Below are 22,916 nucleotides of genomic sequence, written 5' to 3' on the forward strand. Positions count from 1 at the left end.
TCAGCCCAGGGCGGCGATGCTCGCGCGGGCCCCGAGGGTGCGGAGCGAGGTGCGCGCGGCGACGAACTCCGCCCGCAGCCGTGCGTCGCGCCCCAGATCGCCGAAGACCTCCGTGCAGTCCAGGAACGCGCCGGGTTCCGCGGCCTCGGCGGCCACCGCCGCGCGCAGCAGGGCGAGCCGGCGGTCGGACACCGGGGCCGGCGTCCCGTCTTCCGCGACACCCTCGAGGAAGACGCTCCAGGCCGCGAGCACGAGCACGGCGTGCGCGATCGAGCCGCCCGTGGCGAGCCGCTCCCGCACGACCGGGAGCAGGAAGGTGGGGATGCGGTCGGAGCCGTCAACGACCTGCCGGGCGAGGGTGTCGCGCACGGCCGTGCTGCCGAACCGGGCGAGCAGCTGCTCCCCGTACGCGTCGAGGTCGATGCCCGGTACGGGCCGCAGGGTGGGCACGGCCTCCTGCTGCATGTACCCGCGCAGGAAGGTGCGGAAGAGCGGGTCCGCGCACACCTCGTGCACCATGGTCGCCCCGGCGAGGATGCCGAGGTAGCTCATCGCCTGGTGCGAGGCGTTCAGCAGCCGGAGCTTCATGAGCTCGTACGGCTCGACGTCGTCGACGAGCTGCACGCCGACCGTGTCGAACGCCGGGCGGCCGAGCGGGAAACGGTCCTCGAGCACCCACTGCACGAAGTCCTCGGAGCGTACCGGCCACCGGTCGTCCACGCCGAAGCGCTCCCGGACGAGCGCGCGGGTCTCGTCGGTGGTCACCGGAGTGATGCGGTCGACCATCGAAGGGGGGAACGCCACGTTCGTGCGGATCCAGGCCCCGAGTTCCGGGTCGAGCCGGTCGGCGAAGCCGCTGAGAGCCGTGCGGGCGACGCCGCCGTTGCCGGGGATGTTGTCGCACGACAGGACGGTGAACGGCGCGACCCCGGCCGCACGGCGGCGGGCGAGGGCGGCGGCGAGGTGTCCGAGAGCACTCCGGGGCGGGGTGCCGCGCCCGTGCGCGGCGTCGTCGAGGTCGGCGAGGGTCGCGGCGTCCTGCGGCACGAAGGCGCCGGTGCGCTCGTCGATCCCGTAGCCGCCCTCGGTGATCGTGAGCGAGACGATGCGCGTGGCGGGGTCGCTCAGGCGCGCCTGGACGGCCTCGGGGTCGTCGGGCGCGAAGAGATACTCCGTGAGTGCACCGATCACGCGGGCCGACTCCGTGCCGTCGGGCGTCACGGTCACGAGCGTGTACAGCCCGTCCTGCGCGGCGAGGGCGTCGCGCATGGCGGCGTCGTGGGGCAGCAGGCCGACGCCGGAGATGCCCCAGTCCGCGTCGCCCGCGGCCAGTAGCCGGTCGACGAACATGGCCTCGTGCGCGCGGTGGAAGTTGCCGACGCCGAGGTGCACGATGCCGGGTCGCACGCGGGCCCGGTCGTAGGCGGGGCGGGCGACGGCGGCGGGCAGCCGCTGCAGCGTCCCGGCCGCGAGGGCGATCGGGGCGGCCGGGGCGGCGGGTGACGAGAGCCGCACGACGAGGTCGGCGCGCGCGCGGCTCCCCTCGACCACGGCGGCGTTCGCCTCGTCCACGTCGCGCACCCACGCGGTCGCCTCGTCGAGGGGATGGCCGTGGCTGCGACGTCGTGCCACCAGCCGCCGCCGGCGCGTGTCCGGCTCGATGTCGAGGAACCAGCTCTCGTCGAGCAGCTCGCGCACGCGCTCCCATCCGTGTCCGGTGTGCAGGAGGTAGTTGCCCTCGGTGATGATCAGCGGCACGTCGGCGGGGACCGGGATCGCGGAGGCGATCGGCTCCTCCAGCCCGCGGTCGAACGCGGGGGCGTACACGACGCCGTCGGCCGGGGCCCGGAGCCGCCGCAGCAGGGCGAGGTAGCCGTCGACGTCGAAGGTGTCGGGGGCGCCCTTGCGGTCGCGGCGATGGAGGCGCACGAGCTCGGCGTTCGCGAGGTGGAAGCCGTCCATGCCCACGACCACCGCCTGCGGCCCGAGCGCGTCGAGGAGGGCGGCGCTCACCGTCGACTTCCCGGCGCCGGGGGTGCCGGCGATCCCGAGGATGCGGCGGCGGCCGTCGGCGATGAGACGCCGCGCCCGTTCCACGAGGTCGGAGAGCGCGACGTCGGAGTCGGGCGCGGGCGGCGGGGTCTGGATCACGGCTTCGTGGTCTTCCTGTGGTCGACGCGGGGCATCGGAGGGCGAGGGACGATGTGGGCGACTGCGGAGCACGCTACGCTGGCCATGTCACCGGTGTCAAGTGACCCGGGGCACAGGACAACACCCCTCGATGGAGAGAGACGCGCATGACCGAATTCCAGGGCCGCACCATCCTCGTCACCGGCGCCGGCGGCGGCATCGGCGGCGCGACCGTCCGCCACCTCGTCGCGGCCGGGGCCGACGTGCTCGCCGCGGGCCGCACCGCGGAGAGCGTCGCCGACATCGCACGCGAGACCGGCGCCACGCCGCTCGCCTTCGACCTCGAGGACGAGGGCGAGATCCGCGCGGCGATCGAGGGCCGCGACCTCTACGGCGTCGTCAACTGCGGCGGCTGGGGCGGCGAGATCGCCACCCCCATGGACACCGACATCTCGGTGTTCGACCGGGTCATGAGCATCAACGCGCGCGGGGCCCTGCTGGTGACCAAGTACGCCTCGCGCGAGATGATCCGCGGGGGCAAGGGCGGCGCGATCGTGAACGTGTCGAGCCAGGCGAGCCTCGTCGCCCTCGCCGGGCACATCTCCTACGGCTCGTCCAAGGCGGCGCTCGACAACATCACGCGCGTCTCGGCGCTCGAGCTGGGCGGCCACGGCATCCGGGTCAACAGCGTCAACCCGACCGTGGTGATGACGCCGATGTCGGCCTGGTACTGGGGACGCCCCGAGATCGAGGGTCCCTTCCTCGACGCGATGCCTCTGCACCGGTGGGCCACCGAAGACGACATCGCCGCCCCCATCGTCTTCCTGCTGGGCGACGGCGCCGCGATGATCTCGGGCGTCTCGCTCCCCATCGACGGCGGCTACACCAGTCGCTGAGGCGGCCACGGCGCCCGGCACCTCAGGGAAGCTGTCGCAGGCGCTCGGCGAAGCGCTCGACGGTGGCCGCGAACGCCGGAGCGTCCGGGCGGTTGAGGTGCCCGTGGGTGGTGCCCGGCTCGGTCGACACGTCGACGTCGACGCCGGCGGCCGAGAGGGCGCGCGCGAAGGCCTCTCCCGACATGCGCAGCTCGTCCGTCTCGTCGTTGACCATGATCGTCGGGGGGAAGCCCGCGAGCTGCGCGGGCGCGGCGGTCCCCGGGATCGCGTAGACGTCGGCGCGGTCCAGCGGTCCGCCCAGATAGTTCTCGTACATGCCGCGCACGAACGCGGCGGTGAAGACGTCGGCGTCCGGCTGCGCGTCCAGCAGGGCGCGCAGCTCGCGGGTGGGGGCGTCCTGAACGGCCTGGAGCGTCGGGTAGGCCAGGACCGCGAGGCCCGGGACCGGTCCGCCGTCGTGGGTCAGTCGCAGGGCGGCGCCGGCGGCGAGGTTGCCGCCCGCACTCGCGCCGCCGATCGCCCATCCCCGCGCGGCGATCGGGGAGGACACGGCCCAGCGGAACGCGGCGACCATCTCGTCGTGCGGCACCGGGTAGTGGATGCCGCCGCGCTCCGGCGAGCCCAGGCGGCTCGTCCAGTCCGGGGTCATCGGCGCCAGGCGGTAGTCCACGCTCACGACGACGATGCCGTGCGCCGCGAAGGCCCGCGCCACCGCATCCGCCTCCGGCATGTCGAGGTCGCCGCCCGCGAAGCCTCCGCCGTGCGCCCAGACGAGACCCGCGCCGGTCGGCGACGCCGGGGTGTAGAGGCGTACGCGCAGCGCTCCGTGCGGTCCGTCCAGCACCCGGTCGGCGATGTGGAGGTCCGCGCTCACGGCAGCACCGTGTACAGCAGCCAGACCGCGAGCGGGGTGCCGATCACGAAGAACAGCAGACCGATGATCGCGCCGCGGCGGGAGGGCTTCTCGTCGGGGGAGGACATGCGTCGAGCATGGCAGACGAGCGACGGTTCGCGCCGGTGGGTCAGGCTCCCCAGCCGGCCTGCACGCCGCCCACGCGCTCCTCCGCGATGCGCTGCTGGTACCCGGACGCCGCGTAGGCGGCCATCGGGTCGGCCGGCAGGCCGCGCGACTCGCGCCACTCCGCGAGCGCCGGGCGCACGTCGGTCGAGAACGCGTCCATGAACACGGCGTTCGCCGTCAGCACGTCGCCCGAGCGCTGCGCGGCAGACAGCGCCTCGCGGTCCACCAGCAGGGCACGCGCGGTCATCTCCTGCACGTTCAGCACGGAACGGATCTGCCCGGGGATCTTGTCCTCGACGTTGTGGCACTGGTCCAGCATGAAGGCGACGTCGGGGTTGTTCAGGCCGCCGCCGCGGATCACCTCGAACAGGATGCGGAACAGCTGGAACGGGTCGGCCGCGCCGACGATGAGGTCGTCGTCGGCGTAGAAGCGGGAGTTGAAGTCGAACGAGCCGAGCTTGCCGAGCCGCAGCAGCTGCATCACGATGAACTCGATGTTCGTGCCCGGCGCGTGGTGACCGGTGTCGAGGCACACGAGGGCCTTGTCGCCGAGCGCGCTCACCTGGGCGTACGACGTTCCCCAGTCCGGCACATCGGTGTGGTAGAACGCGGGCTCGAAGAACTTGTACTCGAGCACGAGCCGCTGGTCGTCGCCGAGGCGCGCGTAGATCTGCTGCAGCGAGTCGTGCAGGCGGTCCTGACGACCGCGCAGATCGGCCTGCCCGGGGTAGTTGGAACCCTCGGCGAGCCAGATCTTCAGGTCGCGGCTGCCCGTGGCGTCCATGACGTCGATGCACGCGAGGTGGTGGTCGATGGCCTTGCGGCGGATCGCGGCGTCCTCGTGCGTGAGCGCGCCGAACTTGTAGTCGTCGTCCTGGAAGGTGTTGGAGTTGACGGTGCCGAGCGTCACGCCGTGGTCTTCGGCGTGACGGCGCAGGTCGTCGAAGGAGTCGACCAGGTCCCACGGGATGTGCAGCGCCACGGTCGGCGCGAGGGCGGTGTGCGCGTGCACCTGGGCGGCGTCGGCGATCTTCTCGTAGGGGTCGCGCGGGGTGCCCGGCGTGCCGAACACCTTGAACCGGGTGCCGGAGTTGCCGAAGGCCCAGCTGGGCAGCTCGATGCTCTGCTTCTCGAGCGCGGCGAGGATGTCGGGGGTGAGGATGCTCACGATGCACGGCCTTCGGTGTCGGTGGTGGCGGAGGAGTCGGTGGCGCTCGCCGCGGCGAGCTGGTCTTCGAGGTGGAATACCTCGGTGAGGGAGGTGGCGGCCTGATCGGGGCGGCCGTCGAGGCCCACGAAGAAGCGGCTCATCTCGGCCTCCCACCGCGCGGCGACGGGCGACGCGGCGAGGTACGCCTGGGCCGCCCGGTCGTCGTCGGTCTCGTAGTAGCCGAAGAGCGTGCCGCCGGCGCCGAGGAAGAGGCTGTAGTCGCGTCGTCCGGCGGCGGCGATCTCCGCCAGCATCTCCGGCCGCACGGGGGAGTGCCTGGCCACGTACTCGTCGAGCAGCTCGGGGCGCACCTGGAGCTGGAAGGCCACGCGGGTCATGAGGGTCCTTTCGGTGTCCGGCCGGTGCCACGCGGCACCGGCCGGACGGGCGACTCAGAAGTCGAAGTCGCCGATGTTGTCGGCGTCGAACACGAACGGGTCGCCCAGCAGCACGACGCCGTCGGCGCCGACCGTGTACTCGCCGAGGTCGCCCGCGTCGAACGTGTCGCCTTCCTTGCCGGTGATGTCGCCGGCGATGAGGGCGTGGGCGGCGAACGCGGCGAGGTAGCCGAGGTCTTCCGGGTTCCACAGCGCGAACGACGTGACGGTGCCGTCCTCGACGTACTCGCGCATCTGGTTCGGGGTGCCGAGCCCGGTGAGGGCCACGGTGCCCTTGTAGTCGGACGTGGAGAGGTAGCGCGCGGCGGCCGCGATGCCGACCGTGGTGGGCGACACGATGCCCTTCAGGTCGGGGTGGCTCTGCAGCAGTGCCGCCGTCTTGTCGAAGGACGTCTGGTCGTCGTCGTCGCCGTACACGGTCTCGACGATCGTGATGTCGGGGTAGTCGCTCGCGACGTACTCCTTCATCAGGTCGATCCACGCGTTCTGGTTGGTCGCGTTGGCCGAGGCGGAGAGGATCGCGATCTCGCCCGCGCCGCCGATCTGCTCGGCGATCTGGTCGATCTGCACCTTCGCGATGCCCTCGGAGTCGGCCTGGTTGATGAACAGGTCGCGGCACTCGGTGTTGGTGTCGGAGTCGAACGTGACGACCTTGACACCCGCGTCGCGGGCCTCGTTCAGGGCGTCGCAGATGGCCTTGGGGTCGTTCGCCGAGACGACGAGCGCGCCGACGCCCTGCTGCGTGGCGGTGTTGATGTAGCTGACCTGGGCGTCGGGCGTGGCCTCGGCCGGTCCCACCTCGGAGAACGTGCCGCCGAACTCCTCGACGGCCTTCTTGCCGCCCTCGCTGGACGTGTCGAAGTACGGGTTGCCGAGGTTCTTGGGCAGGAAGGTGATCGAGGCGTCGCCGCCGCCTTCTCCGCCGCTGCCGCTGCCGCCGTCGCCGGATCCGGCGCAGCCGGTGAGGGCGACCGCCGCGGCCACCGCGAGGGCGGCGAAGGCGGTCACGCGCTTGCGTGCAAACGTCATTGTTCGTTCCTTTCGTCGGGGGATGCCGCGGTCGCGGCGTCCATCGGTGCCCCTGGCGCTGTGGTGCCGGCACCGGCGGGGGTTCTGCCCGGTCGGCGGCGTGCTTTCTGCAGCCAGGCCAGGACGCTTGCGGCCACCACCGAGATCACGAGGAGCGTGCCGGTGATGATGTTGATGACGTCGGAGGTGACGTTCACCAGGCGGAGCGCGCTCGCGAGCGCCCCGATGAGGAAGGCGGCGGCGATGACGCCGTAGATCTTGCCGCGACCGCCGAAGACGGACACCCCGCCGAGGACGACGGCGGCGATCACCTGGAGCTCGAGGCCGGTGGCGTTGTCGCCGCGGGCGCTGCCGTAGCGGAGCGTGTAGAAGATGCCGGCGAAGGCGGCGACCGCGCCGGAGAGCACGAAGAGCACGAGCTTGGTGCGCTCGACGTGCACGCCGGAGAAGTGCGCGGCGTCCTTCGACAGTCCCACCGCGTACACGCCGCGACCGAACGGGGTGAAGTGCAGCAGGACCGCGAACACGGCCACCAGCACCAGGAACGGGATGGTGATGACGGGGATGGGGGTGCCGGCGATCTTGGCTTTCGCGAGGTCGCTCCAGAACTCCGGGAAGTCGGTGACGGCGGCCGTGCCGAGCAGGCCCACCGCGAGGCCGCGGTAGAGCGCGAGCGTGCCGATCGTGACCGCGAGCGAGGGGAGCCCGACGACGGTCACCAGGAAGCCGTTGAACGCGCCGCCGACGATGCCGACCGCGAGCGCGGCGAGCGCGGCGACCTCGAACGGGAGGCCGCCCTGCACGAGCGCTCCGGTGACCACGCTGGACAGTCCGACCATGCTGCCGACCGAGAGGTCGATCTCGCCCGTGATCATGATCAGCGTCATCGGCAGCGCGATCAGCAGGATCGGGGCGATGTCGAGCAGCAGGTAGGTGAGGGTGATCGGCTGACCGAAGCCGCGGATGCTCGTGGCGGCCACGACGGCCACGACGATCAGCAGCCCGACGATCGCGGCCTCGCGCGTGAGGAGCAGCCGGCGCCACAGCGGCTTGTCGTAGTCGCGGATGACGCGGGCGCTCGCGGTGGTGGTGGTCGCGGTGGTCATGACTGGTCCCTCGCCTCGATGAGCCGCCGTCTCTGCCGGACCGCGAGCACGCGGTCGAGCACGATGGCGCCGATGATGAGCAGGCCGACGACGGCGCGCTGCCAGAAGTCGGGGATGCCGAGGATCGGCAGGGCACGGTTGATGGTGAGCAGCAGCACGGCTCCGATCGCCGCACCCCAGACCGAGCCGATGCCGCCCGTGATGGCGACGCCGCCGATCACCGCGGCGCCGACCGCGTCGAGCTCCCATCCGGCTCCGGCCTGGGAGTTGATGGTGCCGTAGCGTGCCGCGTAGAACACCCCGGCGAGCCCGGCGAGCGCACCCGACAGGACGAACGCGGTCAGCACGCGGCGCGTGACGCGCAGGCCGTACAGCTCGGCGGCTGCGGGGTCGGAGCCGATCGCGTAGAACTCCCGCCCGCCGCGCGTGTTCTTCAGGTACCAGGCGGCCGCGGCGAGCACGATCACCGCGACGACCGCGAGGATCGGGATGCCCAGGAGCTGTCCGGTGCCCAGCGCCAGGAAGTCGCGGGGGAGGTCGGAGGCGTTGACGCGGTCGCTGCCGGTCCACAGCACGTTGATGCCCCGGTAGGCGTAGAGCGTGCCGAGCGTGATGACCATGGCGGGCACCTTCGCGTAGGCGACGAGGGCGCCGTTGACGAGTCCGAGGAGGGCGCCGAGCACGACGGCGGCGATCACGACCAGCACGATGGGGATGCCGGGCACGTCGATGAAGAGCCGTCCGGTGAGGTAGGCCGTGAGGCCCATGACCGAGCCGACGGAGAGGTCGACGTTGCGGGTGATGAGCACGATGGCCTGACCGACCGCGACGAGCACGAGGATCGAGGGCGTGAGCAGCAGGTCGCGCCAGCCGTCGGCGCTGAACAGGAACTTCGGGTTGTTGAGGGTCGCGGCGGTGATCACGAGCACCAGGGCGAGCAGGATGCCGAACTCGCGCGCCCTGCCGATGCCGGAGATGCGCGTGGTGAGCGCGGAGACGGGGATGGCGGTGGTCACGAGGAGAGCTCCGATGCGTGCGTCGCGGCGAACATGACGTTCTCGGAGGTGGCCTCCGAGCGGGGGATCTCGGCGGTGATGCGACCCTCGCGCATCACCAGCACCCGGTCGGCCATGCCGAGCACCTCGGGCAGCTCCGACGAGATCATGAGGATGCCCATGCCCTGGCCGGCGAGCTGGGAGAGCAGCCGGTGCACCTCGGACTTGGTGCCGACGTCGATGCCGCGGGTGGGCTCGTCGATCAGCAGCACCCGGGGCTGCGTCGCGAGCCACTTCGCCAGGACGACCTTCTGCTGGTTGCCGCCGGAGAGGGTGGCGGCGACCGTGTCGAGCGCGTGCGTCTTCACCTCGAGGCGCGAGGCCCACTCACGGGCGGCCCGGTTCTCCATCGCGGTCGTCAGCAGGCCGAGCCGGGCCAGACGCCGGCGGATCGCGAGGGTGATGTTGCCGCCCACGCCGGACTCGATCACGAGGCCCTGCTTGCGACGGTCCTCGGGGACGAGCGCGAGTCCCGCCCGCATGGCGTCGACGGGGCGCCGCGGCGGGATGCGCCGGCCGGTCATGCGGACCGTGCCCTCGCGGTAGCCGTCCACGCCGAACACGGCCCGGGCGACCTCGCTGCGTCCCGCGCCGACGAGCCCGGCGAGTCCGACGATCTCGCCCGCGCGCACGGTGAAGGAGATGTCGTGGAAGAGCCCGGGGCTGGTGAGGCCCTCCACCTCGAGCAGCGGTTCGCCGATCGCGGCCTCCTGCTTGGGGAACAGCTCGGCGACCTCGCGGCCCACCATCTGGCGCACGAGCTCGTCGACCGTGGTGTCGGCCACGGCGGAGGTGGCGATGTACGCGCCGTCACGCATCACGGTGACGGTGTCGCAGAGGGCGAACACCTCGTCGAAGCGGTGCGAGATGAAGATGAGGCCGCGCCCCTCGTCGCGCAGGCTGCGCGCGATCGCGAACAGGCGCTCGACCTCCACGCCGGACAGGGCGGCGGTGGGCTCGTCCATGATGAGCAGTGCCGCGTCGAGGGAGACGGCCTTGGCGATCTCGATCACCTGCTGGTCGGCGATCGAGAGCCCCTCCGCGGGGCGGTCGGGATCGATGGTGACGCCGAGGCGGGTGAAGAGCCGCTCGACCTCGTGCCGCATGGCCTTCCGGTCGATGCGGCCGAAGCGTCCGAGGGGCTGGCGGCCCATGAAGATGTTCTCGGTCACCGACAGGTCGGGGAAGAGGGTCGGCTCCTGGTAGATGACGGCGACACCGGCTGCCTTGGACTGGGCGGTGGAGGTGAAGTCCACGTCGGCCCCGTTCAGGCGGAACGTTCCGGCGTCGCGCTGGTAGAGGCCGGCGACGATCTTCACGAGCGTGGACTTCCCGGCACCGTTCTCGCCGACGAGCGCGTGGATGGAGCCGGGGTCGACCGTGATCGTGCCGGAGCGCAGGGCGATCACCGAGCCGAAGGCCTTCTGGACGTCGGCGAGCTCGAGCACGGGCGCCGTCGCGGGTGAGGACATCATTTCTCTCTCCATTGAGGGAATGAATCGTTTCAAACCCTGTCGGAGATGAGATTAGGCGATGTGTTGACTGCTGTCAAGACGGCGTGAGAGTGTGAGTCCCGAGCGGAATGTGAGTCGTTTCACACGCCGGAGGACGGGAGGTCGCGGATGGCGGTCAGCGTGCGCGAGGTCGCGGAGGACGCGGGTGTCTCGGTCGGCACGGTGTCGAACGTCCTCAACCGGCCGGAGAAGGTGGCCGCCGAGACGGTGGCCAGGGTCCAGGCGTCGATCGATCGGCTCGGCTTCGTGCGCAACGACGCGGCCAGGCAGCTCCGCGCCGGACGCAGCCGCACCATCGGACTGGTCGTGCTCGACATCCGCAACCCCTTCTTCGCTGAGGTGATCCGCGGCGCCGAGGAGCGCGCCGATCAGCACGGGCTCTCGGTGCTGGTGGCCAACAGCGACGAGAAGCAGGAGCGCGAGGCCATGCACCTCGACCTGTTCGAGGAGCAGCGGGTGACGGGCGTGCTGGTGACGCCCGTGGCCGAGTCGCTGCCGCGCCTGGCACGCATGCACGAGCGCGGCACGCACGCGGTGCTCGTCGACCGGGAGTCGCAGGACGAGCGCTTCGCCTCGGTCGCCGTGGACGACGTGGAGGGCGGCCGCATCGCCATGGAGCATCTGCTCGCGGTCGGCCGTCGGCGGATCGCCTTCGTCGGGGGGCCCGTGTCGCTGCGGCAGGTGTCCGACCGGCTCAGCGGGGCACAGGCCGCGGCCGCCGACGCCGGGGTCGCCCTGGAGTTCCTCGCGACCGCCGCTCTCACGGTCGAGGAGGGGAGGCAGGCGGGGTCGCGGATCCTCGGCCGCGCCCCGGCGGATCGTCCGGATGCCGTGTTCGCGGCGAACGACCTCGTCGCGCTCGGCCTGCTGCAGAGCCTCGTGATGACCGGAGACGCCCGGGTGCCCGACGACATCGCGATCATCGGCTACGACGACATCGACTTCGCCGCGGCCGCCGTGATCCCGCTCAGCTCGGTGCGTCAGCCCGCCGCCCTGATCGGCTCCACCGCGGTCGATCTGCTGCTGCAGGGTCAGGGGGAGCGGGCGCCGGAGCCCGAGCACGTGCTGTTCCGCCCCGAGCTGGTGGCGCGGCGCTCCACGACCGGCGCGTGACCCCGCCGGCGATGCCGTCAGGCTGAGGCTGACGACCGGTGCTGGGCGCTCGCGCCGCGCATGATGCGGGCGACCGCCGTGATCAGGAACAGCTGCCCCGTGATGCCCTCGGCCACCGCGACGGCCTGCATGCCGGCACCCCGGGGGATGAGGTTGCCGTAGCCGGTCGTGGTGAGGGCGGTGAAGGAGAAAAACAGCTGATCGCCGAGCGAGTCGGTCTCCGCTCCGATGAAGAGCGGTTGCGACAGGAACTGCGAGGCGAGGTTGTACGCGAAGGCGAAGAACATCCCCACCAGGATGTACGCCGTCACCGCGGCGAGCAGCGCCTCGATGTCGAGCCCGCGTCGCGTGACCTGATGCGCGATGATCGCCCACGGTGCGACGAGCAGTGCCACCATCGAGGCCGCAGACAGCCCGACCGCCAGGGCGGGACTGCCGGTGCCGAAGAAGGTCGCCAGCAGGGCCGCCGCGCCCGCGGTGGACAGCACGACCCACGTCACCCGCTGCACGAGCGCACGGGCGCCCGTCACGCGGAACACGATCGCGACCGTCGCGAGCATGACCAGGAACGCCCACGGGCTCGGGTCGGCGCTCGGCTGCGCGGCGCACAGGCCGTACGAGACGCCCAAGAGCAGCAGCACGATCGCGTAGCCGACCGCCCGGTAGCTCCAGGCGCTGTCCTCGGTGCCCAGGGAAGCGCCGACGTGCGGGTGCGGATTCATGGCGATCCTCTCCGTCGCGGTGGTGTGACTCCCGCGCGCGGCCAGTATCCCAGCCGGTCGCGCGCGGGTCGGGAGGCGCGGCCGTGGCCGCGGTTCGTCAGGGCGCGTCGAACCCGTTACACTGGTCGAGTGCATCCGCGCTCTCGGGCCGGATGCCTGGAGACGTCGCATAGTCCGGCCTAGTGCACCACCCTGCTAAGGTGGAGTCCCCTTACGGGGACCAGGGGTTCAAATCCCCTCGTCTCCGCCAGTTCTTCCCCCTCGAACCGCGATCACGGTACGGCGCTCGATCTCGAGCGATCGCGCAGCGCGAGTAGCCTGCGGTCCGCCCGTGCGGTCGCCGCTCAGTGGCGCGGGAACGGTGCCGAGGAGCGCAGGTGCGCGGCGCCGAGCGGGTCGCACACGGTGGACTCGTCGACCACGCCGAACCGGAGCAGGGCGGCGGGATCGGTCGAGGAGGGCGGCGTGCGATCGGGTCGCGCGGAGAGCAGCACGAAGTCCGCCGCGGTCCCGGTCAGGTGCAGCGACCCCGCCGGCAGGCAGTGCAGGGCGATGCGGATCGCGGTGAGGTCGCGGTCGACCGCAGCGTCCGTGATCGACCACGCCGTGAAGCGGTTGGCCGACGCGGAGCCCGTCCACTCCTGGCGCACCGCCCCGGTCACCCGCAGCAGGGCCGTCGTGCCGCGGAGCCGGGTCGACTGGCGCAGTTCCAGCAGCACCCCGACCACGCCGGCCGGGATGTCGACGATCACGCGCGTGACCTGAGCGTCCACGAGAGCCAGGGCGTCGGCGAACGGATCCTCGGTGTCTGCGAGCGGCGGGAGGCCGGAGGGGACGCCGAAGAGGAGGTCTCTCACCTGCATGCCGACTCGCTCCCCGTGCTCCCCCAGAAACTCCGACGATACGGGATGCGTGTTCACACAGGGTCTGAACGGGGTGTGAACGGTGCACGGGGAGCGGCGGCACACGACCGGAACGGACCAGAATGATCGGGTGCCGCACCCCGATGGACGGACACGCTGGTGGGGAAAGGAGGAACCCATGATCGGCACCCTCAACGCCCTGATCGACCGCGTCGAAGCCGCGCCAGACCAGGAGCTCGACGTCGCGGCCGTCGCGCGTGCGCACGGCACGACCGAGTACCACCTGCGGCGGATGTTCTCCGCCCTCGCGGGCATGCCCGTGTCGGAGTACGTGCGCCGTCGGCGGATGACGATCGCCGCCGCGGAACTGGTCGGCGGTGCGCCGAGCCTGCTCGACGTGGCCGTGCGGCACGGCTACGGCTCGGTCGAGGCGTTCGGCAGGGCGTTCCGCGCCGTGCACGGCATCGGTCCGGCCGAGGCGCGCCGTGACGGGGGTCCTCTCCGTACACAACCCACGCTCCGGTTCCGCCTGAGCGTCGAAGGGAGCACCCCGATGGACGTCACCATCACCCCCCGACCCGCCCTCCAGCTGGTCGGTCATGCCACGCAGGTCCCGCTGATCCACCGCGGCGAGAACCCGCACATCCAGCAGCACATCGCGGCCATCCCGGCGGAGGAGCACGCGCGGCTCAAGCGTCTGAACGACGCGGAGCCCTCGGGCATCCTCGCCGTGACAGCCGACGTGGAGCCGGACGCGCCCGAGGGCACACCGCTCACGTATCTCCACGGCGTCGCGCTGGAGGAGACGACCCCGGTGCCGGAGGATCTCGACGTGCTGCGGCTCGAGGCGGGCACCTGGGCCGTGTTCGCCGCCGACGGCCCGTTCCCGCAGACCCTGCAGGACCTGTGGGCGGCCACCGCGACCGAGTGGTTCCCGTCGAACCCGTGGCGACTGCGCCCCGGTCCGTCGATGGTGCGGTATCGCGAGTTCCGCGGAGACACGGCCTCGTGCGAGCTGTGGCTGCCCGTGGAAGCGGAGTGAGTCACCGGGGCGGGGCGGCCGAGCCGTCCCGCCCCGGTGTCGGAGGCCCCTGGCACACTGTGCCGCACCGGGCAGTCCCACCCAGAGAGGCAGGCGATGGCGGCCATCGACCCCAAGAAGACCCTCGACTCCTACCGCGCACGACGCGGAGAGTTCCGCGTGCTCGAGGTGCCGCCGCTGCGGTACCTCATGATCGACGGCGCGGGAGACCCCAACACCTCGCCCGTGTATGCGCAGGCCGTGGCGGCGCTGTTCCCCCTGGCGTACACGCTCAAGTTCGCGAGCCGTGAAGAGCTCGGCATCGACACCGTCGTGATGCCGCTCGAGGGGCTGTGGCACGCGGCCGACATGGCGTCGTTCACGTCGCGCCGGGACAAGTCGCAGTGGGAGTGGACGCTGCTTCTCCTGGTGGGCGACCACGTGACCCCCGACCTCTTCGCGCGGGCGGTCGATACCGTCGAGGCGAAGAGCGCGAAGAAGCGCGAGCCCCTGCCGGCCCTGCGCTCCGTGCGGCTGGAGACCCTGCACGAGGGGCTGTGCGTGCAGACGCTCCACGTCGGCCCCTTCGACGACGAGGCCCCGGTGCTCGATGAGCTGCACCACCGCTTCATCCCGGAGCACGGACTGCGCATGACCGGTCGGCACCACGAGGTGTACCTGAGCGACATCCGCCGCACCGACCCCGCGAAACTCCGCACGATCCTGCGGCAGCCGGTCGCGCGGGTCGAGTGAGTTCACCGCGGGCGCGGACGAAAGCAACCCCCTCTTCGGCTCGGATGCCGAGCGATACGCTTCCCCCATGAGCAGCGTGAAGCATGCGGCGCGCGCGGCGAAGGACTCGACCGCGTTCCGGAGGACCGCCCGTGTCGGCTTCGTCGTGCTGGGGCTCATCCACGTCGTGATCGGCGCGATCGCCCTCAGCATCGCGGTGGGCGGTTCGGGCGACGCCGACCAGGACGGGGCGATGGAGCGCATCCGCGACAACCCCATCGGCGGGTTGCTGCTGCTGTCGATCGCGGTGGGCCTCATCGCGCTCGCCGCCTGGCAGATCGCCAGCGCCTTCCTCGCCGCCGACCCCGCGGAGACGAAGAAGTGGGGCCGCCGTATCAAGCTCGCCGGGATCTCGGGCTCCTATCTCGTGGTCGCGGTCCTCGCGACCATCTACGCGGTGGGCGGTCGTGCTGAGTCGGAGGACGCGTCGCGCACGCTCAGCGAGATCGTGCTGTCGGCGCCCGGTGGCGTGGCGCTGCTGGTGATCCTCGGCTTGTCGGTGGTCGGCGTGGGCCTCGGCTTCATCGGCAGCGGCATCACGCGGTCGTTCGAGAAGCTGATCGAGCTGCCGACCGGCGCGGGGCGCGCGGGCATCGTGGTGCTCGGGGTGGCGGGCTACCTCGGCAAGGGCGTCGCGGTCGCCGTGACGGGGGTGCTTTTCGTGGTCGCCGCGGTCACCCAGGACCCGGAGAAGGCGGCGGGACTGGATGCGGCGCTGCACAGCCTGCTCGCGCTGCCGCTGGGCGGGCTGGTGCTCGGCGCGGTGGGGGTGGGGTTCGCCCTGTACGGCGTGTTCTGCATGGCCAGGGCCCGGCTCGCGCGCATGTCGTAGCCCCAGACCCCCGCGCCGGCCGCGTCCGGGAGATGGGAGACTGGAACGATGAGCGCTTCTCCCGGAGTCGACGTGATCGCACCGCTGACCGAGACCGAGGTGCAGCGGATCCGCGGGGACTTCCCGATCCTGCGCGCGCAGGTGAACGGCCATCCGCTGGTGTACCTCGACTCCGGCGCGACGTCGCAGCGACCGGACGCCGTGCTCGACGCCGAGCGCGACTACGCGACCACGATGAACGCCGCGGTGCACCGGGGTGCGCACACGCTGGCGGCCGAGGCGACCGAGCTGTTCGAGGATGCGCGGGCCGCCGTCGCCCGCTTCGTCGGTGCCGACGACGACGAGATCGTATGGACCTCGAACGCGACCGAGGCGATCAACCTCGTCGCCTACTCCCTCTCGAATGCCTCGCTCGGACGCGGCGGCACGGCCGCGGAGCGCCTGCGCCTCCGCGAGGGAGACGAGATCGTCACCACCGAGATGGAGCACCACGCCAACCTCATCCCGTGGCAGGAGCTCGCGGCGCGCACGGGCGCCACGCTGCGGGTGATCCCGCTCGACGACGACGGCGCCCTCCGGCTCGACGTAGCCGCCGAGCTCGTCACCGAGCGCACGAAACTGATCGCCTTCACGCACGTGTCCAACGTGCTCGGCGTGATCAACCCGGTCGACGAGCTGGTCGCGCTCGCCCGCGGGGTCGGTGCCCTGACGCTCCTCGACGCGTGCCAGTCCGCCCCGCACCTGCCGCTCGACGTGCGGGCGCTGGGCGTGGACTTCGCGGTGCTCTCCGGCCACAAGATGCTGGGGCCGACGGGCATCGGTGCGCTGTACGGCCGGCGCGAGGTGCTGGCCGCGATGCCCCCGTTCCTCACGGGCGGCTCCATGATCACGACCGTCACCACGACCGAGGCCGAGTACCTGCCGCCGCCGCAGCGCTTCGAGGCGGGCACGCAGCGGGTGTCGCAGGCGATCGCGCTCGCCGCGGCGGTCGGCTACCTGGACGAGGTGGGCATGTCGCGCATCGCCGCGCACGAGGCCGCCTTCGGCCGGCGCCTGGTGGACGGGCTCCGCGCGATCGACGGCGTGCGCGTGCTCGGAGCCGGCATCGATCTGCCGCGCGTGGGACTCGCGAGCTTCGACGTGGCGGGCATCCACGCGCACGACGTCGGACAGTTCCTCGACGACCTGGGCATCGCGGTGCGTGTCGGGCACCACTGCGCGCAGCCGCTGCACCGGCGGCTCGGGGTCACGTCGTCGACCAGGGCCAGCACGTACCTGTACACGACCGAGGCCGAGGTCGACGCCGTGATCGCGGGTGTCGCCGGGGCGATCGACTTCTTCCGGAGGGGCGCATGAGCGACCTGCAGAGCCTGTACCAGGAACTGATCCTCGACCACTCGCGCACGCCGCACGGCTACGGGCTGCGCGACGAGATCCCGGCGCAGTCGCACCAGCTCAACCCGACGTGCGGTGACGAGATCACCCTGCAGGTGCACCGGGGCGACGACGGGACGATCGATGCCATCGCGTGGGAGGGGCACGGGTGCGCGATCTCGCAGGCGTCCGCGTCGCTGCTGGCCGAGCTCGCCGAGGGGCTCAGCGTGCCGGAGCTCGAGGTGCGCATCGCGGCGTTCCGCGACGCCATGCGCTCGCGCGGCACGATCGCCCCCGACGAGGAGCTGCTCGGCGACGCGGCCGCGCTCGGCGGGGTCTCGAAGTACGTCGCGCGCGTGAAGTGCGCGATGCTCGCGTGGGTGGCGACCGAGGACGCGCTGACGCGCCTGTGAGCCGTCCCCGATGACCGATTCACGGGAATAGAGTCGCCCGCTCGGCGTTGGGCCGAACATGACTACTCTCGGAATCATCGGTGCAGGCAACATCGGCAGCCAGGTCGCGCGCGTCGCGGTGGCGAACGGCTACGACGTGGTGATCGCGAACTCGCGCGGCCCGGAGACGCTGGCCGACCTCGTCGCGGAGCTGGGGCCGAAGGCGCGGGCGGCGACCGCGGAGGAGGCGGCGGCGGCCGCCGACGTGGCGGTGGTGACCGTGCCGCTGCACGCGATCGACCAGCTGCCGACCGAGCAGCTGGCGGGCAAGATCGTGCTCGACACCAACAACTACTACTTCGAGCGTGACGGTCACATCGAGGCTCTCGACCGGGGCGAGACGACCACGTCCGAGCTGCTGCAGCAGCAGCTGCCGACCTCGAAGATCGCCAAGGCGTTCAACCACATCTACGCGAGCGACATCACGACCGGCGGCACCCCGGCCGGCACCCCGGACCGTCGCGCGCTGGCGACCGCGGGTGACGACGCCGAGGCGGTGGCGTTCGTGACCCGGTTCTACGACCAGGCGGGCTTCGACACCGTGAACATCGGCCCGCTGAGCGAGTCGTGGCGGGTCGAGCGCGACCGTCCCGCGTACGTCACGCGCCAGAACGCCGAGGAGCTGACGGCGAACCTGGCGAAGGCGAACCGCCTGCCCTGAGTCGCCGCGGGCGAGTCCGTCCACCCCGGCTGGGATACCAAAAGTTGAGGAACCCCGGCCGGGGTGGGACAATGCCCGGATGGCGGGGGCTATGGGGGCGGGCGGCGAGCTCGAGTCGGTCAGGGTCACGAGGATCCTGCGCGACGACATCGTGCTGGGCCGGCGACCCCCCGGCGCCCGGCTCGTGGAACGCGACATCGCGGCCGAGCTGCACGTCTCGCGGCTTCCCGTCCGCGAGGCCATCCGTACCCTGGTCGCGGAGGGCGTCGTGACCGCTCGACCGCGTTCGTGGGCGGTGGTGCGGGAGTTCACGCACGACGACATCCGCGCGTTCGCCGAGGTGCGAGAGGCCATCGAGACCCTCATCTTCGTGTTCGCGGCGGAGCGTCACGACGAGGTCGGCCTCGCCCGGCTGCGTCACACGTATGAGCGGGAGGCGGCGGCGGCCCGAGACGGTGACGCGGAGACCGCGCGCCGCACGGCCGCCGAGTTCCACGAGGTCGCGGTGGACCTGGCCGGGAACGAGATGCTCGGCGAGCTCATCGCGGTGTTCCTCACCCGGCTGCGCTGGCTGTTCGGGCAGCACGACGACCTGGTCGCGATGGCCGAGGAGCACCGGGTGATCCTGGAAGCCGTCGCCGCGCGCGACGTCGAACGGCTGCGCACGCTTCTGCCCGCGCACCTGGCCAGCGGGCATGCGGCCGCCGAGCGGCGGCTGTTCCGCGCCGACGTCGCACTCTGATCCGTCGCGCGACCGGCCCACGAAGCGCGGGACCGCGGCTGTATATTGGTGCGGTCGGAACCGGTCCGGTCACTGTCGCTGTCTGGGGAGCGGGATGCGCCGTCTTGCTGTCGTCATCGGGGGCCTGCTGCTGCTGGGCGGTGCCGCGCTCGTGGTCGTCGCCGATCAGGAGCGCGCCGCCTCCGTCGCCGCGGTGAAGGCGGAGATCGCGCGCGTGGAGGATGCGCTGGAGGCGTCGCGCGGAGACAACCTGGAGCTGGCCGCGCAGCTCACGGCCCTGCGCGCCCAGATCGCGGAGCAGGATGCGAAGATCGCCGACACCACGGGGTTCCTGAAGTGATCCGGCGCGTGCTCGCGGTCACCCTGTCTGCCGCCGTGCTGCTCGCCGTCGGCGTGCTCGCCCGCGCCGACGCACTGGAGCACGAGCGGCTCGACGCGATCGCCGAACTGCGCGCCCTCACCGGGCAGTACCGCGATGCCACCCAGCGCACCGACTATCTGGCCGCCTCGATCGAAGGCGCCGAGCAGACGACGTCCGATCGGGCAGCGGTGCTGGAGGTGCGCCCGGCGTTCCTCACCGAGCTCGCGGCGCTGAACACCGCCCTGCAGGGCGCCGACGGCAAGGTCGACACGGCCACGCATCGCGCTTCGGCGCTGTCGGTGCAGCAGACCGTGCTCGCCGAAGACGACGACCCCGCCACGGTGGTCGCGGCCACGGCCACGATCCATGCGATCACGGCCAAGATCGGCACCGAGGTCGCGTCGTGGCAGGCGTCGCAGAACCCGGGCCCGGGCGGCCCCGCCTGGAGCACGAGCGGGCCGGACGGCTACGCGCGCGTGCGCGCCGCCCTCGACCGCGTGGGCGGTGGCGGCGTGGGGCTGTACGAGTCGTCGTCGTGCGCCGGCGGCAACGCCCCCGCGTGCGCGAACAGCAACGGGTACATCAAGTACCGCGCCGACATCGCGGGCTGGAGCACCGGCCGCCTGAACTGGGCGATGGCGCACGAGCTGGCGCACATCTATCAGTTCCGCGTGTGGGGCGCCCTCACCTCGTCGGGCTCCTACGGGGCGCTGTTCGGCAACGATCCGGAGTTCCTCGCCAACTGCATGGCCGTGGTGCGCGGCTTCCCCGGATCGGTCGGCTGCAACGGGGAACAGCAGGCCTGGGCGTCGGGCATCTGGGTGGGCGCGGTGCGCTGAGGCTCCGCTCAGTCGACCGGGGTCCTGGTGTCGATCGCGGCACGCAGCGGCCGGCGCAGGGCCCGCCAGTAGGCGGTCGGGGCGAGCCGCACGAGCGCGTCGATCAGTCGTGCCTCCCGTCCGACCATCGTGCGGGCGGCTCGGCGCTCGGTGGCGCGGACGATGCGCGCAGCCGCGTCGGCGGGGTCGGTGTGGTACATCGCGGCCTGCGCGGCGGCGGCGCGGGCGGCGACCGCGGGGTCGATCGCGGCGGCGTACCGCCCGTGCAGGATGATGCCGGTGCGCACGCCCGCCGGGTAGACCGCGCCGACCGAGACGGTCGTGCCCTCGAGCTCGTGGCGCAGCGCCTCGGAGAAGCCGCGGACGGCGAACTTGCTCAGCGCGTACGGGATGCGGCCGGCGGGAGCGGCCAGGGCGTACACGCTCGCCAGGTGCGTGATGTGGGCGGCCGGCGCGGCACGGAGCGACGGCAGCAGGGCCTTGGTGATCGACACCGTGCCCCAGAGGTTCACGTCGGTCAGCCAGCGCATCTCCTCCATGGTCAGCTGGTCGAGGTCGCCGAGCATGGACGAGCCGGCGCACGTGATCAGGGCGGTGATCCGCGGATGCACGGCGGCGATCTGCGCGGCGGTCGCGAAGACCGCGTCGTCGTCGCGGAGGTCGACCACGTGCGTCGTGACGGTGGTGCCGGCCAGCTCGGTCGCGAGGGCGTCGAGCGCGGCACGGTCGTGGTCGAGGAGGGCCAGGTGCACGCCGCGGGGAGCGAGCAGCCTCGCGATCTCGGCCCCCATGCCGTTCGCGGCGCCCGTGATGACGGTGGTGCTGCCGACCAGGTCGAGATGCTTCATCGCCGCCTCCCTGCGCGTGCGATCCGGGCGGTCGCCGACCGATGTCGGACGCCTGCGAGATGCTGGATGCCGAACCATTCTGGCCGAGACCGGGCCGCATCGATACCGGTACGCTCGTGGAGAGGAGGTGCCGGTGGGACGGACTGCGGATGCCATCGCCGAAGGCGTCGCGATCGCGACGGCCGCCGCGCGCCTCGCCGTGAAGAACCACATCCTCATCGGCACCATCGCAGAGGGCGGCGTGTTCGATCTCGACCGCTACGTCGACGACGCGCGCGAGGCCCTGCGCGCGATGGCCGAGGAGTCGGAGGAGGCGGCGGCCACCGTCACGGCGCTGCGCAAGCGGGCCAGGGGGCGGCACTCCGATCCGGTCGGCACGCACGACTACCGCGACCGCGATGTGCGCAACCTCCGTCGCCGCGCGAAGCAGTCGACCGGGGTGGCCCAGCGGCTGCGGGAGATGATGGACGACCGGCAGCAGCTCGAGGCGATCGTCGAGGAGGCGAGGGCCGCGGCATGGGCCGACGTCCGCCACAACCTCGACCGGCGGCTGCGCGTGGAGGGCATGCGACCGGAGCAGGACCCCGACTACGCGCGGATGCGCGAGGCCCGGATGCAGGCGCTGCGCCTGGTGGACCTGCAGGCGCTGTCGTCGGCGCAGCGGGCGAAGGAGAAGCGCCGCAAGAAGCAGGAGAAGGCGGCGGCGAAGGGCGACTGACCCCTCGTTTCGCTTTCGTCTCGCGACTGTTGTAGGCTGTTCTACGGCCCGCTGAGCGGGCTGGGCGCCCGTAGCTCAATGGATAGAGCATCTGACTACGGATCAGAAGGTTAGGGGTTCGAGTCCCTTCGGGCGCACACTGTGTTGAGACAGTGACGATACGGCCTCCGCTTCGGCGGGGGCCGTTTCTGCATCCCGGCCGGATGTCTCAGTCCGTGTCGAGCAGGCTCGTGATCGCGGGGTCGCGGCGGGCGACGTCGGACGCCGTGGTCAGGATGACCTGCCGCATGGCGGCGACCGCGACGGCGGGGCTGACGTCGGACCGGTGGGCCAGGCTGACGGTGCGGGTCATGGCGGGGTGGGCGAGCCGCACGGACCGCAGCGTCGGCCGGTCGAACAGGACCATCGCGGGCACCACGGCGACGCCGAGCCCTCGTTCGACGAAGCGCAGCACGGAGTCCATCTCGCCGCCCTCCAGCACCAGGTTCGGGGTGAGGTCGGCGGCGCGGAAGGCGGCATCGGTCGTGGCCCGCAGCTCGTAGCTCTCGTCGAAGGCGATGAGCGGCAGGGTCGCCAGGTGGCTGAGCGGGATCGCGGGGGTGCGGGCGACCGGCGGGCGTGCGGCCGAGGAGACCACGACCAGTTCCTCCGCGAGCAACGGTGTGCGGGTGAGGCTGACCCCGGCCGGCGGCGGACCGTCGGACTGGGTGATGAGGGCCATGTCGACGGCGCCGACCGCGAGCTGCTCGACCAGGAGGCGGGAGCCGCCCTCGATCAGGTGCAGGTCGACCTCGGGGTAGGAGTCGTGGAACGAGCTGAGGGCTTCGGCGACGAGGCTGATGCACAGCGTGGGCGGTGCCCCGAGCCGCACACGGCCGCGCCGGAGCCCCGCGAGTTCGCCCATCTCGTCGCGGATGGCGTCGGCTTCGGCGAGCATGCGCTGGGCGCGGGGGAGCAGTGTCTCCCCGGCCGCCGTCAGCGCGATGTGGCCACGGGCGCGGTGGAACAGCTCGGCGCCGAGCTCGCGTTCGAGCGTGGAGATCTGTCGGCTCAGCGACGGTTGGGCCAGGTGCAGGTGCTCGGAGGCGCGGGTGAAGTGTCCGAGGCGGGCGACTTCGACGAACCCGCGGAGTTGCTCGAGGTTCATGGCCATAGCCTACCCGTATGGTTTCCACTCGAACTATGCATTGGAGTTATTAGGTTGTCCTAACTAGCGTCG

General features: G+C 71.9%; 24 protein-coding genes and 2 tRNA genes. 14 read left to right on the forward strand and 12 right to left on the reverse strand.

The window, feature by feature from the left end:
- Positions 1-2,151 (reverse strand): nucleoside/nucleotide kinase family protein, encoded by a 2,151-nt coding sequence (locus KZC56_RS08350; RefSeq protein ID WP_247638342.1) that lies wholly within the window; start codon positions 2,149-2,151, stop codon positions 1-3.
- A 146-nt stretch (positions 2,152-2,297) separates the two neighbouring features.
- Here KZC56_RS08350 and KZC56_RS08355 point away from each other — a divergent pair, with 146 nt between their 5' ends.
- Positions 2,298-3,026: an SDR family oxidoreductase gene (locus tag KZC56_RS08355; protein ID WP_136028673.1), complete on the forward strand. Its 729-nt coding sequence runs from the start codon at positions 2,298-2,300 to the stop codon at positions 3,024-3,026.
- Positions 3,027-3,048: 22 nt separating this feature from the next.
- Here the strand turns inward: KZC56_RS08355 and KZC56_RS08360 are convergent, their stop codons facing one another.
- From KZC56_RS08360 to KZC56_RS08390, 7 genes are all read right to left on the reverse strand, one after another.
- Positions 3,049-3,900 (reverse strand): alpha/beta hydrolase fold domain-containing protein, encoded by an 852-nt coding sequence (locus KZC56_RS08360; protein WP_240744484.1) that lies wholly within the window; start codon positions 3,898-3,900, stop codon positions 3,049-3,051.
- 148 nt (positions 3,901-4,048) lie between these two features.
- A complete protein-coding gene (rhaI, locus tag KZC56_RS08365; RefSeq protein WP_136028674.1) occupies positions 4,049-5,215 on the reverse strand; it encodes an L-rhamnose isomerase in 1,167 nt (388 codons plus the stop codon).
- The gene (locus KZC56_RS08370) at positions 5,212-5,595 is read right to left on the reverse strand and encodes an L-rhamnose mutarotase (protein ID WP_136028675.1); all 384 of its coding nucleotides are present in this window, start codon (positions 5,593-5,595) and stop codon (positions 5,212-5,214) included. Before KZC56_RS08370 ends, rhaI begins: the two co-directional genes overlap by 4 nt.
- Positions 5,596-5,649: 54 nt before the next feature.
- Complete coding sequence (rhaS, locus tag KZC56_RS08375; RefSeq protein WP_136028676.1) at positions 5,650-6,684, reverse strand: rhamnose ABC transporter substrate-binding protein; 1,035 nt, start codon at positions 6,682-6,684, stop codon at positions 5,650-5,652.
- The gene (locus KZC56_RS08380; RefSeq protein ID WP_247638343.1) at positions 6,681-7,790 is read right to left on the reverse strand and encodes an ABC transporter permease; all 1,110 of its coding nucleotides are present in this window, start codon (positions 7,788-7,790) and stop codon (positions 6,681-6,683) included. The genes rhaS and KZC56_RS08380 overlap by 4 nt, the downstream gene beginning before the upstream one ends.
- Positions 7,787-8,806 (reverse strand): ABC transporter permease, encoded by a 1,020-nt coding sequence (locus KZC56_RS08385; protein WP_206251788.1) that lies wholly within the window; start codon positions 8,804-8,806, stop codon positions 7,787-7,789. Before KZC56_RS08385 ends, KZC56_RS08380 begins: the two co-directional genes overlap by 4 nt.
- Positions 8,803-10,320 (reverse strand): sugar ABC transporter ATP-binding protein, encoded by a 1,518-nt coding sequence (locus KZC56_RS08390; protein WP_247638344.1) that lies wholly within the window; start codon positions 10,318-10,320, stop codon positions 8,803-8,805. The genes KZC56_RS08385 and KZC56_RS08390 overlap by 4 nt, the downstream gene beginning before the upstream one ends.
- Before the next feature lie 147 nt (positions 10,321-10,467).
- Between KZC56_RS08390 and KZC56_RS08395 the strand changes: the two genes are divergently transcribed.
- Positions 10,468-11,472: a LacI family DNA-binding transcriptional regulator gene (locus KZC56_RS08395; RefSeq protein ID WP_247638345.1), complete on the forward strand. Its 1,005-nt coding sequence runs from the start codon at positions 10,468-10,470 to the stop codon at positions 11,470-11,472.
- Positions 11,473-11,489: 17 nt separating this feature from the next.
- On the opposite strand, the gene KZC56_RS08400 is transcribed toward KZC56_RS08395, so the two are convergent.
- A complete protein-coding gene (locus tag KZC56_RS08400) occupies positions 11,490-12,194 on the reverse strand; it encodes a potassium channel family protein (protein WP_136028680.1) in 705 nt (234 codons plus the stop codon).
- Between the two features lie 158 nt (positions 12,195-12,352).
- Here KZC56_RS08400 and KZC56_RS08405 point away from each other — a divergent pair.
- Positions 12,353-12,444: transfer RNA gene (locus KZC56_RS08405), tRNA-Ser, on the forward strand.
- A 94-nt stretch (positions 12,445-12,538) separates the two neighbouring features.
- Here the strand turns inward: KZC56_RS08405 and KZC56_RS08410 are convergent.
- On the reverse strand, positions 12,539-13,057 hold the full coding sequence (locus KZC56_RS08410) for a hypothetical protein (protein ID WP_247638346.1): 519 nt from the start codon (positions 13,055-13,057) through the stop codon (positions 12,539-12,541).
- A 178-nt stretch (positions 13,058-13,235) separates the two neighbouring features.
- Between KZC56_RS08410 and KZC56_RS08415 the strand changes: the two genes are divergently transcribed.
- The 9 genes from KZC56_RS08415 to KZC56_RS08455 all read left to right on the forward strand — a co-directional run bounded on the left by KZC56_RS08415 (position 13,236) and on the right by KZC56_RS08455 (position 20,131).
- Complete coding sequence (locus KZC56_RS08415; RefSeq protein WP_247638347.1) at positions 13,236-14,099, forward strand: AraC family transcriptional regulator; 864 nt, start codon at positions 13,236-13,238, stop codon at positions 14,097-14,099.
- Positions 14,100-14,195: 96 nt separating this feature from the next.
- Positions 14,196-14,831, forward strand: coding sequence for a GyrI-like domain-containing protein (locus tag KZC56_RS08420; protein WP_247638348.1), 636 nt, complete (start codon positions 14,196-14,198; stop codon positions 14,829-14,831).
- A gap of 67 nt (positions 14,832-14,898) precedes the next feature.
- Positions 14,899-15,702 (forward strand): DUF1206 domain-containing protein, encoded by an 804-nt coding sequence (locus tag KZC56_RS08425; protein ID WP_136035603.1) that lies wholly within the window; start codon positions 14,899-14,901, stop codon positions 15,700-15,702.
- A gap of 48 nt (positions 15,703-15,750) precedes the next feature.
- Positions 15,751-17,058: an aminotransferase class V-fold PLP-dependent enzyme gene (locus KZC56_RS08430; RefSeq protein WP_136035604.1), complete on the forward strand. Its 1,308-nt coding sequence runs from the start codon at positions 15,751-15,753 to the stop codon at positions 17,056-17,058.
- Positions 17,055-17,489, forward strand: coding sequence for a Fe-S cluster assembly sulfur transfer protein SufU (sufU, locus tag KZC56_RS08435; protein WP_136028966.1), 435 nt, complete (start codon positions 17,055-17,057; stop codon positions 17,487-17,489). The genes KZC56_RS08430 and sufU overlap by 4 nt, the downstream gene beginning before the upstream one ends.
- A 58-nt stretch (positions 17,490-17,547) precedes the next feature.
- Positions 17,548-18,189, forward strand: coding sequence for an NADPH-dependent F420 reductase (locus tag KZC56_RS08440; RefSeq protein ID WP_136028968.1), 642 nt, complete (start codon positions 17,548-17,550; stop codon positions 18,187-18,189).
- A 79-nt stretch (positions 18,190-18,268) separates the two neighbouring features.
- The gene (locus KZC56_RS08445; RefSeq protein WP_247638349.1) at positions 18,269-18,931 is read left to right on the forward strand and encodes a GntR family transcriptional regulator; all 663 of its coding nucleotides are present in this window, start codon (positions 18,269-18,271) and stop codon (positions 18,929-18,931) included.
- 94 nt (positions 18,932-19,025) lie between these two features.
- The gene (locus tag KZC56_RS08450) at positions 19,026-19,271 is read left to right on the forward strand and encodes a hypothetical protein (protein ID WP_136028972.1); all 246 of its coding nucleotides are present in this window, start codon (positions 19,026-19,028) and stop codon (positions 19,269-19,271) included.
- Positions 19,268-20,131: a hypothetical protein gene (locus KZC56_RS08455; RefSeq protein ID WP_136035606.1), complete on the forward strand. Its 864-nt coding sequence runs from the start codon at positions 19,268-19,270 to the stop codon at positions 20,129-20,131. The genes KZC56_RS08450 and KZC56_RS08455 overlap by 4 nt, the downstream gene beginning before the upstream one ends.
- Before the next feature lie 8 nt (positions 20,132-20,139).
- On the opposite strand, the gene KZC56_RS08460 is transcribed toward KZC56_RS08455, so the two are convergent.
- A complete protein-coding gene (locus tag KZC56_RS08460; protein WP_247638350.1) occupies positions 20,140-20,979 on the reverse strand; it encodes an SDR family NAD(P)-dependent oxidoreductase in 840 nt (279 codons plus the stop codon).
- A gap of 133 nt (positions 20,980-21,112) precedes the next feature.
- On the opposite strand from KZC56_RS08460, the gene KZC56_RS08465 reads away from it, so the two are divergent.
- Both KZC56_RS08465 and KZC56_RS08470 read left to right on the forward strand, forming a co-directional pair.
- Positions 21,113-21,697, forward strand: coding sequence for an asparagine synthase (locus KZC56_RS08465; RefSeq protein WP_136028978.1), 585 nt, complete (start codon positions 21,113-21,115; stop codon positions 21,695-21,697).
- A 64-nt stretch (positions 21,698-21,761) separates the two neighbouring features.
- Positions 21,762-21,834 (forward strand) — tRNA-Arg (locus tag KZC56_RS08470).
- A 71-nt stretch (positions 21,835-21,905) separates the two neighbouring features.
- On the opposite strand, the gene KZC56_RS08475 is transcribed toward KZC56_RS08470, so the two are convergent.
- Positions 21,906-22,850 (reverse strand): LysR family transcriptional regulator, encoded by a 945-nt coding sequence (locus tag KZC56_RS08475; protein WP_372490570.1) that lies wholly within the window; start codon positions 22,848-22,850, stop codon positions 21,906-21,908.
- Between the last annotated feature and the right edge of the window lie 66 nt (positions 22,851-22,916).

The organism is Microbacterium sufflavum (genome assembly GCF_023091155.1).
Classification (GTDB): domain Bacteria; phylum Actinomycetota; class Actinomycetes; order Actinomycetales; family Microbacteriaceae; genus Microbacterium; species Microbacterium sufflavum.